6 protein-coding genes are annotated in these 14,034 nt (G+C 46.7%); 5 read left to right on the top strand and 1 reads right to left on the bottom strand.

Going from position 1 to position 14,034, the window contains the following annotated elements; all coding sequences use genetic code 11:
• The coding region (locus tag CLV42_RS22895) for an Ig-like domain-containing protein (protein ID WP_106604257.1) at nucleotides 1-9,815 on the bottom strand (9,815 nt) is incomplete at its 3' end.
• A gap of 250 nt (nucleotides 9,816-10,065) precedes the next feature.
• On the opposite strand from CLV42_RS22895, the gene CLV42_RS22900 reads away from it, so the two are divergent.
• The 5 genes from CLV42_RS22900 (at nucleotide 10,066) to CLV42_RS22920 (ending at nucleotide 14,031) form a co-directional block, all read left to right on the top strand.
• Nucleotides 10,066-10,692, top strand: coding sequence for a response regulator (locus CLV42_RS22900; RefSeq protein ID WP_106604258.1), 627 nt, complete (start codon nucleotides 10,066-10,068; stop codon nucleotides 10,690-10,692).
• A gap of 86 nt (nucleotides 10,693-10,778) precedes the next feature.
• A complete protein-coding gene (locus CLV42_RS22905; protein WP_106604259.1) occupies nucleotides 10,779-11,963 on the top strand; it encodes a TlpA disulfide reductase family protein in 1,185 nt (394 codons plus the stop codon).
• Between the two features lie 154 nt (nucleotides 11,964-12,117).
• Nucleotides 12,118-12,399 carry a hypothetical protein gene (locus tag CLV42_RS22910; RefSeq protein WP_146154455.1) on the top strand — a complete coding sequence of 94 codons (282 nt, stop codon included), beginning with the start codon at nucleotides 12,118-12,120 and terminating at the stop codon, nucleotides 12,397-12,399.
• A 235-nt stretch (nucleotides 12,400-12,634) separates the two neighbouring features.
• On the top strand, nucleotides 12,635-13,195 hold the full coding sequence (gene cysC / locus CLV42_RS22915) for an adenylyl-sulfate kinase (protein WP_106604261.1): 561 nt from the start codon (nucleotides 12,635-12,637) through the stop codon (nucleotides 13,193-13,195).
• Between the two features lie 11 nt (nucleotides 13,196-13,206).
• Entirely contained in the window at nucleotides 13,207-14,031 is an 825-nt protein-coding gene (locus tag CLV42_RS22920; RefSeq protein ID WP_106604262.1) for a sulfotransferase, read from the top strand.
• Nucleotides 14,032-14,034: the final 3 nt, after the last annotated feature.

Genomic DNA, 14,034 nt, shown 5'->3' on the forward strand with positions numbered 1-14,034 from the left:
AGCGTTGCACTTGGCGCACTGACATTACCTACAGCATCGGTAGCAGTAGCGGTGAATGCATGCGTACCATCAGTCAGGGCTGTTGGCACGGTGAAAGTATAGTTACCACCAGCGTCAGCTGTGGTTGTACCTACTGCTGATCCATCTACATATATAGTAACGGTGCTGTTAGCTTCAGCTGTACCAGTTACAGTTGGTGTATTATCACTGGTCAGTGTCTGAGCAGTGGTGATAGTTGGTACTGTTGGTTTCTGGGTATCGATAGTGATATTCAGCGTAGCACTTGGCGCGCTAACATTACCTACAGCATCGGTAGCAGTAGCAGTGAATGCATGTGTACCATCAGCCAGGGCCGTTGGCACAGTGAAGGTATAGTTACCGCTAGCGTCAGCTGTGGTTGTACCCACTGCTGAACCATCTACATATATAGTAACGGTGCTGTTAGCTTCTGCAGTACCGGTTACAGTTGGTGTATTATCACTTGTCAGTGTCTGAGCAGTAGTGATAGTTGGTACTGTTGGTTTCTGTGTATCGATAGTGATATTCAGCGTAGCACTTGGTGCACTGACATTACCTACAGCATCGGTAGCAGTAGCGGTGAATGCATGCGTACCATCAGTCAGGGCTGTTGGCACAGTGAAGGTATAATTACCACCAGCATTAGCGGTCGTTGTACCTACTGCTGATCCATCTACATATATAGTAACAGTGCTGTTAGCTTCAGCTGTACCAGTTACAGTTGGTGTATTATCACTAGTCAGTGTCTGAGCAGTAGTGATAGTTGGTACTGTTGGTGCCTGGGTATCGATGGTGATATTCAGCGTTGCACTTGGTGCGCTAACATTACCTACAGCATCGGTAGCAGTAGCAGTGAATGCATGCGTACCATCAGTCAAGGCTGTTGGCACGGTGAAGGTGTAGTTACCTCCGGCATTAGCGGTAGTTGTACCCACTGCTGATCCATCCACATATATAGTTACAGTGCTGTTAGCTTCAGCTGTACCAGTTACGGTTGGTGTATTATCACTGGTCAGTGTCTGAGCAGTAGTGATAGTTGGTACTGTTGGTTTCTGGGTATCGATAGTGATATTCAGCGTTGCACTTGGTGCACTAACATTTCCTACAGCATCGGTAGCTGTAGCAGTGAATGCGTGCGTACCATCAGTTAATGCGGTTGGCACTGTGAAGGTATAGTTACCGCTAGCGTCAGCTGTGGTTGTACCCACTGCTGATCCATCCACATATATAGTTACAGTACTATTAGCTTCTGCGGTACCGGTTACAGTTGGAGTGTTATCACTAGTCAGCGTTTGAGCAGTGGTGATAGTTGGTACAGCCGGTTTCTGGGTATCGATCGTGATATTCAGTGTTGCACTTGGTGCACTGACATTACCTACAGCATCGGTAGCTGTAGCAGTGAATGCATGGGTACCATCAGCCAGGGCAGTTGGAACAGTGAAGGTATAGTTACCGCTAGCATTAGCGGTAGTTGTACCTACTGCTGATCCATCCACATAGATAGTAACAGTGCTGTTAGCTTCCGCAGTACCTGTTACAGTTGGTGTATTATCGCTTGTCAGTGTCTGAGCAGTAGTGATAGTTGGTACTGTTGGCTTCTGGGTATCGATAGTGATATTCAGCGTTGCACTTGGCGCGCTGATATTACCTACAGCGTCTGTAGCAGTTGCGGTGAATGCATGCGTACCATCACCCAGGGCAGTTGGCACAGTGAAAGTATAGTTACCACTCGCATCAGCTGTGGTTGTACCCACTGCTGATCCATCTACATATATAGTAACGGTGCTGTTAGCTTCAGCAGTACCAGTTACAGTTGGTGTATTATCACTTGTCAGTGTCTGAGCAGTAGTGATAGTTGGTACTGTTGGTTTCTGGGTATCGATAGTGATATTCAGCGTAGCACTTGGTGCGCTCACATTACCTACTGCATCTGTGGCAGTAGCGGTGAATGCATGCGTACCATCAGCCAGGGCTGTTGGCACGGTGAAGGTGTAATTACCACCAGCGTCAGCTGTGGTTGTACCTACTGCTGATCCATCTACATATATAGTTACGGTGCTATTAGCTTCAGCTGTACCAGTTACAGTTGGTGTATTATCACTAGTCAGTGTTTGAGCAGTAGTGATAGTCGGTACTGTTGGTGCCTGGGTATCGATCGTGATATTCAGCGTTGCACTTGGTGCACTAACATTTCCTACAGCGTCTGTAGCAGTTGCTGTGAATGCATGTGTACCATCCGGCAGGGCAGTTGGCACAGTGAAAGTATAATTACCACCAGCATTAGCGGTAGTTGTACCTACTGCTGAACCATCTACATATATAGTAACAGTGCTGTTAACTTCCGCAGTACCTGTTACAGTTGGTGTATTATCACTAGTCAGTGTTTGAGCAGTAGTGATAGTTGGTACTGTTGGTGCCTGTGTATCGATCGTGATATTCAGCGTAGCACTTGGCGCACTGACATTACCTACAGCATCGGTAGCAGTAGCAGTGAATGCGTGCGTACCATCAGTCAGGGCTGTTGGCACGGTGAAGGTGTAGTTACCGCTAGCATTAGCGGTAGTTGTACCTACTGCTGATCCATCCACATATATAGTAACGGTGCTGTTAGCTTCCGCAGTACCTGTTACAGTTGGTGTATTATCACTTGTCAGTGTCTGAGCAGTAGTGATAGTTGGTACTGTTGGTTTCTGCGTATCGATAGTGATATTCAGCGTTGCACTTGGTGCACTAACATTACCTACAGCATCGGTAGCTGTAGCAGTGAATGCGTGCGTGCCATCAGTTAATGCGGTTGGTACTGTGAAGGTATAGTTACCGCTAGCGTCAGCTGTGGTTGTACCCACTGCTGATCCATCTACATATATAGTTACAGTGCTGTTAGCTTCTGCAGTACCGGTTACAGTCGGTGTATTATCACTGGTCAGTGTCTGAGCAGTAGTGATAGTTGGTACTGTTGGTTTCTGTGTATCGATCGTGATATTCAGCGTTGCACTTGGCGCACTGACATTACCTACAGCATCGGTAGCAGTAGCAGTGAATGCGTGCGTACCATCAGTTAATGCGGTTGGCACAGTGAAGGTATAATTACCACCAGCATTAGCGGTAGTTGTACCTACTGCTGAACCATCCACATATATAGTAACGGTGCTGTTAGCTTCCGCAGTACCTGTTACAGTTGGTGTATTATCACTGGTCAGTGTCTGAGCAGTAGTGATAGTTGGTACTATTGGTTTCTGGGTATCGATAGTGATATTCAACGTTGCACTTGGTGCACTGACATTACCTACAGCATCGGTAGCCGTTGCGGTGAATGCATGCGTACCATCACCCAGGGCTGTTGGCACAGTGAAAGTATAGTTACCACTCGCGTCAGCTGTGGTTGTACCCACTGCTGATCCATCTACATATATAGTTACAGTGCTGTTAGCTTCCGCAGTACCAGTTACAGTTGGTGTATTATCACTTGTCAGTGTCTGAGCAGTAGTGATAGTTGGTACTGTTGGTTTCTGGGTATCGATAGTGATATTCAGCGTTGCACTTGGTGCACTAACATTTCCTACTGCATCTGTAGCAGTAGCAGTGAATGCATGTGTACCATCAGCCAGGGCCGTTGGCACAGTGAATGTATAGTTACCGCTAGCGTCAGCTGTGGTTGTACCCACTGCTGATCCATCTACATATATAGTAACGGTGCTGTTAGCTTCTGCAGTACCGGTTACAGTTGGTGTATTATCACTGGTCAGTGTCTGAGCAGTAGTGATAGTCGGTACTGTTGGTGCCTGGGTATCGATAGTGATATTCAGTGTTGCACTTGGTGCGCTCACATTTCCTACTGCATCGGTAGCAGTAGCAGTGAATGCGTGCGTACCATCAGTCAGGGCTGTTGGCACGGTGAAGGTGTAGTTACCACCAGCATTAGCGGTAGTTGTACCTACTGCTGATCCATCTACATATATAGTAACGGTGCTGTTAGCTTCCGCAGTACCTGTTACAGTTGGTGTATTATCACTGGTCAGTGTCTGAGCAGTAGTGATAGTTGGTACTGTTGGTTTCTGCGTATCGATAGTGATATTCAGCGTTGCACTTGGTGCGCTAACATTTCCTACAGCATCGGTAGCAGTTGCGGTGAATGCATGCGTACCGTCAGCTAAAACAGTTGGCACGGTGAAGGTGTAGTTACCACCAGCATTAGCGGTAGTTATACCTACTGCTGATCCATCTACATATATAGTTACGGTGCTGTTAGCTTCCGCAGTACCAGTTACAGTTGGTGTATTATCACTTGTCAGTGTCTGAGCAGTAGTGATAGTTGGTACTGTTGGCTTCTGGGTATCGATAGTGATATTCAGCGTAGCACTTGGTGCACTAACATTACCTACTGCATCTGTAGCAGTAGCGGTGAATGCATGCGTACCATCAGTCAGGGCTGTTGGCACAGTGAAGGTATAATTACCACCAGCATTAACGGTCGTTGTACCTACTGCTGATCCATCTACATATATAGTAACGGTGCTGTTAGCTTCCGCAGTACCAGTTACAGTTGGTGTATTATCACTGGTCAGTGTCTGAGCAGTAGTGATAGTTGGTACTGTTGGTTTCTGCGTATCGATAGTGATATTCAGTGTTGCACTTGGTGCACTAACATTACCTACAGCATCTGTGGCAGTGGCAGTCAGTGCGTAAGGACCGTCAGCAAGTGACGTAGTAAATGTGTAAGTATAATTACCACTGCCATCCGCAGATACAGTAGCTACAATGGCGCCGTCCTTATATACAGTGACCGTACTGTTGGCTTCTGCTGTACCAGTTACAGTTGGTGTATTATCACTTGTCAGTGTCTGAGCAGTAGTGATAGTCGGTGCCGGTGGCGCCTGCGTATCGATAGTGATATTCAGTGTTGCACTTGGCGCGCTAACATTACCTACTGCATCTGTAGCAGTTGCTGTGAATGCATGTGTACCATCAGCTAAAGCAGTTGGCACCGTGAAGGTGTAGTTACCACTCGCATTAGCAGTGGTTGTACCTACTGCTGATCCATCCACATATATAGTTACAGTACTATTAACTTCTGCTATACCAGTTACAGTTGGTGTATTGTCATTAGTCGGTGTCTGAGCGGTGGTAATAGTAGGTACCGGAGGTGCCTGCGTATCGATAGTGATATTCAGCGTAGCACTTGGCGCACTGGTATTACCTACTGCATCTGTAGCCGTCGATGTAAATGCATGTGTACCATCAGGCAATGCTGTTGGTACTGTGAAGGTGTAGTTACCACCCGCATTAGCAGTAGTTGTACCCGCCGCTGCGCCATCTACATATATAGTAACTGTGCTATTAGCTTCCGCGGTACCGGTTACGGTCGGTGTATTATCGCTGGTTAATGTCTGGGCAGTAGTGATAGTTGGTGCCGGTGGGGCTTGCGTATCGATAGTGATATTCAGCGTTGCACTTGGTGCACTGGTATTGCCTAATGCATCTGTGGCAGTTGCTGTGAACGCATGCGTACCGTCAGTCAGCGCTGTTGGCACCGTGAAGGTATAGTTACCGCTGGCATTAGCGATTGTTGTACCTACTGCTGCTCCATCTACATAGATCGTTACAGTGCTGTTGGCATCTGTTGTACCGGTTACAGTTGGCTTATTATTGGCCGTCAGCGTTTGTGTAGTAGTGATAGTCGGTACTGCAGGCGCCTGCGTATCGATGGTGATATTCAGGGTAGCACTTGATGCACTGGTATTACCTACAGCATCCGTAGCAGTAGCGGTGAATGCATGCGAACCATCAGACAATGGTGTTGGAACGGTGAACGTATAATTGCCGCTGCCATTAGCAGTAGTTGTACCTACTGCACTACCATCTACATATATTGTAACCGTGCTATTAGCTTCTGCTGTACCGGTTACAGTTGGCGTATTGTCATTAGTTGGCGTTTGAGCAGTAGTAATAGTCGGTACACCCGGCGCCTGGGTATCGATCAGGATATTCAGCGGCACGCTCTGCGGACCTGTATTACCTGCTGCATCTGTAGCAGTCGCTGTTATGCCACGCAGACCGTCAGCCAACGACGAAGTAAAGGTATAAGTATAGTTACCACTGGCATTAGCGGTTGTGGTACCAGCCAGCGCGCCATCATGATAAATGGTGACTGTGCTGTTAGGCTCTGCGGTGCCGGTGACAGTTGGGGTGTTGTCATTTGCTGGTGTAGCTACAGCTGACACTACCGGAGCCGGAGGCGCCTGTGTATCAATCGTGATATTCAATACATTACTCTGTGAACTGACATTGCCTGCTGCATCTTTGGCAGTGGCGGTTACAGCATATACGTTATCCGCTAATGCAGGACTGAACGTATAAGAGAAACTACCACTGGCATTGGCTGTAGTCGTTGCGACAGCCACCCCTCCCTTGTAAATGGTTACCGTGCTATTCGCTTCTGCAGTACCAGTTATGGTAGGTGTATTATTATTAGTGATTAATTTATTGGTGGTTATAACCGGTGCATTAGGAGCAGTAGCATCTATGGTAATGCTCAGCGGACTGCTTTGTGCACTGGTATTACCTATAGCGTCACTGGCAGTTGCGGTAATGCTATAAGTAGCGTCAGGCAATGCAGGACTAAAGGTGTAAGTATAATTACCGGAAGCATTCGCGGTAACGGTACCTACAGATACGCCATCTTTATAGATGGTCACGATGCTGTTAGGATCTGTTGCACCAGTTACAGTAGGTGTTTTATTATTCGTCGGCGTTTGGGCAGTAGTAACTGTTGGTACTGCAGGCGCCTGGGTATCTACCGTAAAGTTCAGCGCGGCACTTTGTCCGCTGGTATTACCTGCTGCATCGGTAGCCGTTACTTTTATGGTATACGGTCCGTCGGCAAGTACAGGGAAGGTAAAGATATAATCTCCGTTACCATCAGCCTTGGCAGTACCTGCACTTACACCTCCATTATAGATCGTTACCGTACTATTGGCTTCGGCCTTACCGATGATAGTGGGCGTGTTATCGTTGGTTACACCCGCAACACCTCCTACCAGCGTTGGTGCGGAAGGCGTAGCCGGTGCAGTAACATCTATGGTCAGCGGGAACGGATCACTGCTGACACTGACATTGCCCGCAACATCTGTTGCCGTCACCGTAATATTATGTAAGGTGGTACTCAGGGTAGGCGCAGTCAGTGTCCATTGGCCTGATGCGTTGGTAGTAGCGGTGCCTATCTGCGTAGCGCCATCGTATACTGTAACGAGAGAACCTGGTTCTGCAGAACCAGTCAGGTCAGGTGTAACATCATTTGATGCACTTCCACCCGATACCAGCGCTGGCTGTCCTGGTTTGAAAGGAGCCGTTCTGTCTACCGTGATGGTATAGGTCTGACTGGCAGCACTTGTCTGCGCACCGGTAGTAGCGGTTGCGGTAAATGCATAAGTACCATCTGCTAAAGAAGTAGCGGTGTAGTCAAATGTCCACTTGCCGTTAGCCTTGATGGTAGCCGTACCTATTGATCCTATATCTGCCCTATATACGGTAACAGTAGCAGAAGCCTGTCCTGTTCCGCTGAGGATCAGCGTATTATCATTCGTAATGTTATCTGTCGCACTAAGCCCGTTATCGGTAGAGAAAGCAGTAATAGCGGGAGCTGGTGGTGCATTTACCATCACCCTGCTATAGTCAATATTCAATACCGGGTCAGAAGCATATCCTCCATATTCTACCACATATCCCAGATTCGAAGTATTCGGAAGGTCATTCCATTTACCCTGATTCGTGGAATATAACTGCATATACTCCTCATCGGTACTCTGATAGTTATTCGGCTCACCCCCATTCCAGTTCATGTACGCGGTTCCCACTGCTGTAGGCGTGTTCAATCCTGTGGAAATAGCCGTTCCCTTCTCAGGACCCGATACCCAGTAATATTTACCATACGCCTGGCTCTGGTTAGTAAATACAGTACTACCTACGGCAGTATTCACCAGCGAATAGTTACAGGTACCACCTACCCAGCCATCACTGGAGAGTTTAGAAGTGATAAAGTCATTTTCTATCTGTGCGGTAATAGTAGCCAGGTACCCCTGAAGTCCATACAACGTACGGGCTTCCGCAGCCGCTTTGGCCGCGGTCCAACTCATAGGAGTGGTAATATATTCGTAGTAGTGAGGCTTGGTACCAACAGTATAAGTCACCGCATTACTCAATACAAAACGAATAGTTCTGTTGGCAGTAGTGCCGCTGGTGGTGTTAAACATGAGGGTGCGGTAAAATGTCTGCCAGTCGGTTGCTGAAGCAGTGCCCGTAAAAGTGGCCACCCCGGTAGTGGTATTATATGCGCCTGTTACTCCTGTAGGTAGAGTGCCCCAGGAGAGTACATCTCCCGAAACAAATCCTGATTCTATATACACCTTTCCATCTGTGATGCTGGCACTTCCCTTTACAAGTATCTGATCATCAACGACAGTCGCGGCGGTAAATAATGACTTCTGTTGAACACCTTCATTCGTTGAAGTGATCTCAGAAGCCGTGCTGGTTGCTGCCCTGGTGGCCAGTGTGAAGTAATCGCCCTTCGTGAGGCTCACCCCGGAAATACATACCCTGTTCACCAGGGTCGTAATACCGGTGTTAACAACGGTAGCGTTACTGAAATCGCCATCTTTATCGATCAGCAATGCGAAGTTGCCGGAGTTGGAAACGTCAATACCCAAACCAGTCAGTTCGAAGCAGACATCCACTGTACCAATATTCCCGTTCAGGTCCGCGCGCCATACCTGCTGTAACCTGGAGGTATAAGCGGAAGGCGTCTGTGAAGAGCTGCCATATCCTCCGCGGTCATCGCCAAAACTCAATACTACACCGGTGTTTGACGCGGAAGGGTTGGTAACTGACAGGATACTACTGAAAGAAGCACTGATATTATAGGTACCTCCACATGCCGAAGTACGTACGCCAACACCGTTGATATCATTATTATATGGAATACCAAGGGTGTAGTTAGACGCCATATCGGTAAAATCCGTTGCATATTTGGCGGCGAGGTATATATTGATCTTTTCTATTTCGCAGGCAGTCAGTTTCCTGTTGTATACAATCAGTTCACTGATATCACCATTGTAGTAATTATTGTCGCCATCTAAACCGATCTTAAAAGTAGAAAGACCAGAAGCACTGGCTGTCTGGTCCGTAAATGCAGAAATCAGCTTCCCGTTAAGGTAAGCTGCAGATGCATTAGTGCCATTACTATAGACGGCTGTGACAAGCCGGGTCTCCCCGGCTTTCGCTCCTCCGGGTATGACGACGGCAGTTCCCCCTGTAGCCAGGCTGGCATCTGTAGTACCGGTTGCTGCTTTATTATTGAAATAGCGTTGCTGACTTCCATTATCATTTCCCCATATTGCCTGCGCATTGCCATCGTTTGTACCCGGCCGGTACACTGCGAAGATCGTGACACTGGGGGAGGTTACCGCCCGTATGTCCAATCCCGATACCGTCATGCCGGAACCTACAGTTGCCGAGGTACGCGTAAAATTGACAACAGGGCGGTCATTTGCACCACCACTATTGTATATCACTGCGTTAGTACCTGCGCTGACTGCATTATGCCCACCACCTGACTTATCATACCAGGTAGACAATGTTGTACCATAAGCCGGTGCAGTTCCCCCTGCCAGCACATCCGAGGCGTCCAGCCATAACACAGCTCCGCTATTTACACCGGCTGGTCCTGTCTGGGCATATGAAGAACTACTGAGCAGGAAGCATAAAAATATGCAGCCCAGGCACTTAAGAAGAAATGATCTCATTCTGAAAATAATTGTGTATTGGTATTGGGACAGAAGACTGCGAAGCGCTTCCGAATCATTCATAGGTACGTTTTAGTTTAATCCCAGTTCACGGTTTTCATATGCAACAAATTTATATACTTGTTTGATTTAATTATTTAGAATAACTTGTATTAATATGTAGTAGTTTTACTACAAAAGTGCCAGGCACTATCTTCCATTCATTGTTTATTTAATCGTCGTAACGTACTTTTACACAATAAGTTGTGCTATGCCTAATATCTTAGTTGTCGATGATCAGGAGGTGGTCCGGTATGGAACTACACTCATTTTGCAGAAGTCCATCGAGGATGCGCATGTTAGTGAAGCAGCCAGTTTCGAGGATACCCTAAAAACATTGTCCACTAAAACGTTCGATCTGGTTATACTGGATATTGACATGCCCGGAGGGAATAATCATCAGATGCTGGATGTGATCCGCCTGAGGCATCCAGACATTAAGATCCTTATCTTCTCCAGTTACGATGAACAGATCTTCGGATGGCGTTACCTGGAGGCGGGCGCTGATGGCTTCCTGTCCAAAAAAACAGGTATTGAAGAGATCAAAAATGCCGTAAAGACCTTGCTACGGGATGAAAAATACCTCAGCCCCACCCTGAAACAAACATTACTGAACAATTTTACCAATAAAAAGGCTGCCACTAATCCCATTCAGCGTTTATCCAGCCGCGAGAACAATATCATGCAGCTGCTGATCAAAGGTTCCAGTGTAGCCGAAATAGCCGAAAGACTCAGCTTACAGATTTCGACTGTCAGCACCTATAAAAAGCGCATTTTTGAGAAACTGCAGGTATCTAACGTCATAGAAATGATAGAGAAAGTGCAGCTTTACTCATAATCCCAATTCTCCATTTATTAAATAATTATTATATTGATACCCCGAATCAACTAGAATCTTTAACGTAACATTATTCCAACAACCCTATGAAAAAATTAACGACTGTCGTTATGGGCATTCTTGTAACCTCTTTTTCCATCGCCCAGGAAAAACGCGGCCCCTTCCAGTTAGACGGCACTATCACGGGCAAAGACAACGGATACGTATATCTCCGCTATGGCAACGGCTTCTACATTGAAGATAGCAGCGCTATCAGGAACGGTACCTTTTCCTTTAAAGGGATACTCAGCGAACCGGTGTTAGCTACTATTAGTAGTACTAGTGGCGAAAGCGGGATCAACTTCTATCTCGATCCGGCGATCATAACTATCAATATTAAATCACCCACCTTCCAGGACGCTACGATAAAGGGCTCTGTTACACAAGACGAGTACCAGGAACTGGTAAATGACAGGACCAGTGTGCAGCAGGAAATGGCCCCCCTTTCCCAGGCTTTTGAAGACGCCAACAAGCAATATCTGAAGGCTATACAGGCCAGGAAAAGCGAAGCAGAATTGAGCACATTAAAGGCCAAAGCAGATGCCGCCAGGGAAAAGCTACAGCCCCTGCAGGAGAAAGCCAGAGAGGTTAGCTACAGCTTTTTCCGCTCTCATCCGGACTCCTATGTGACGGCTGCAGAACTGCGGTATTTTACCAGCTACATGAAAGCGGAAACGCTGAAATCTTATATCGCCAAACTATCGCCCTGGTTGCAGACCAGCATCTATGGTAAAGAACTATCTGAGGCCCTGGAAACGGTCCAGAACGGCTCACCGGGTAGTCGTGCACAGTTGTTCAGTCAGCGGGATATGAACGGCAACCCTGTCAGCCTGATGGACTTTAAAGGTAAATACCTCTTACTCGACTTCTGGGCCAGCTGGTGTCTCCCCTGCAGGAAAAATAGCAGCCATCTGAAAGAGTTATATGCCTTATATAAAGACAAAGGACTAACTATATTAGGTGTGGCCGATAACGATGATAAGCCCGAAGAATGGAAGAAAGCGATCACAAAAGATGGTGTGAGTATCTGGAATCATGTGCTCCGGGGACTGGACACCAACAAATTTAAAGAGGACGGTAAACCGCAACCCGGAGACATTTATAATATGTATGGGGTCCATGCCGTACCTACCGAGATATTAATCAATCCTGATGGCGTTATCATAGCCCGCTTTGGAAGCGGAGGTGATGGTTACGAACAGCTGGATACAAAGCTGGCGGAGATCTTCTAAGGAACAGGCTGCCTGGTAATTCCTATGGGAGACAGTTTACCAGGCAGCCTCACCAGATGACAGAATTTTCACATTTCTATATAGCGGCATCCGGGCTGAAAGTGGTAACTTTATCCCTAAGTTTTGTTAATAGCCTAAAAAGAAGTTGTGTGTTATGGAAATTAACTTTCACATATTGTTGCACCTCAAGACAATGGACGGACATGAAAGTTTCGGCAAATTCTGCATGGGGCATGACAGAGAAGCGGCAGATAACATGTTTCATCAACTGAAAGGAAATTCCAATGTAACGGATCAATGTGGCCTGTGTCTTGAATTCATCGAGATGCACGATAACCTCCCCTATAATATCAGATTGCTGAGCTGTACATTGGATCAACTGGCTGAAAACGTTAAGATCATTACCAAAGAGACCTTCAAACGATTTGCTGTATAACGGGAAACTATCAACCTCCATTCACTTGTTCCCGGAAATATGATGTGTGAAAAATTTCCTGCATACATCGGCATAATTCCGGGTTTCATCTATATTATCTTTTCACTCAGACATATTGTATTAGTTTAGCACCATATCACTGCGAGCACACATTTAACCCGCCATTTTCCTATAAGCTGCACCATTTACCCTACATCACCTGCTGTCGGCTGTTCAACCTGTAAATCAATATGCGATGATTATACAACTATGCGGTTTATCCGGTGCGGGCAAATCCACCATTGCAAAAAATGTACAACGAAAAGCAGCAGCTTATGGTACGCCAATCGAAATTATTGACGGTGACATCTACCGGGAATCCCTTTGCCGGGACCTGGGTTTCTCAAAAGAAGATCGTTGCGAAAACATTCGTCGCCTGGGCTTTGTGGCCAGTCGTCTGTCAAATTATGGTATCATTTGTATCATCAGTGCTATCAACCCTTATGAGGCAATACGGCAAGAATTGTCGGCTAACTATGCAGATGTAAAAACAGTATTTATTGACTGTGCAGTGGACAAACTGATTGCAAGAGATACTAAGGGGCTTTACAAACGGGCACTGTTACCAGACGGGCATCCGGACAAGTTAAATAATTTTACAGGTATTAATGATCCATTCGAAATTCCCTCCCAGCCTGATCTTCATCTGCGTACTGATGAACAGAGCCTCACAGTCTGCACTAACTTATTCCTTCAATTCATTAACCAGTCGCTTGCACTACAGCAGGCGCAATATGCCAGCGCGGCTTCCAACTAAGAGATAATAAAATGAGCAATAATGTATTAATTATAACGGGCATGCACCGTTCGGGCACTTCATTGCTTACCCAGTGGCTATACAGGTGCGGATTGCATATGGGCAATCAGTTCCTGGAAGCTGGCATTGGCAATACACAAGGACATTATGAGGATGTAGATTTTTATAACTATCATCAGCGGGTATTAAGCGAACATGATCTTAATAAAGATGGTCTTGTCACCACTCCGCTGCAATCTTTGTCGGAGGCGCAGCAACAATCCTTGCGCCGGCTGATCCGGGAAAAGGCGGCAAGCCAGGTGCAATGGGGATGGAAAGATCCACGCACCTGCCTTTTCCTTCCCTTCTACAGGGAGGTTTTACCTGACGCCCGCTACCTCGTGATATTACGTGACTACAAGAGCGTTGTCAGTTCGCTCATCCAGCGGCGCTACGCTGAAAGCGTACATAAATATGAGCGGAAAGGAGGACTCCCACGATTGATCTGGAAGCATTGCAAAGCGCCTTACCGGAAAGAGAAGCTGCTGAGAAAACATAGTGAACACAATCTGAAAGTATGGATCTCCTACAATGAGGCAATCCTGCAACACCTGCTACAGTTACCTCCTTCCGCTTACCTGGTGGTTGATCACGCTTTTCTTGCTAACTGTAACAGGAAGGTATTTGATCACCTGTCTGCAACATGGAACTTCCGCTTAGACTATTACAATTTCAATACCCTGTATAAAAAGAGCCTCATCAGTGAGCGACTGGACATTACGTCTTATATAAAAGATCCTTCCCTGCTGCAAAAAGCAGCAGATATACAATGCAGATTACAGGCGCTGGCACTCTGATCG

The sequence above is a fragment of the Chitinophaga ginsengisoli genome, assembly GCF_003014595.1.
Lineage (GTDB): Bacteria > Bacteroidota > Bacteroidia > Chitinophagales > Chitinophagaceae > Chitinophaga > Chitinophaga ginsengisoli.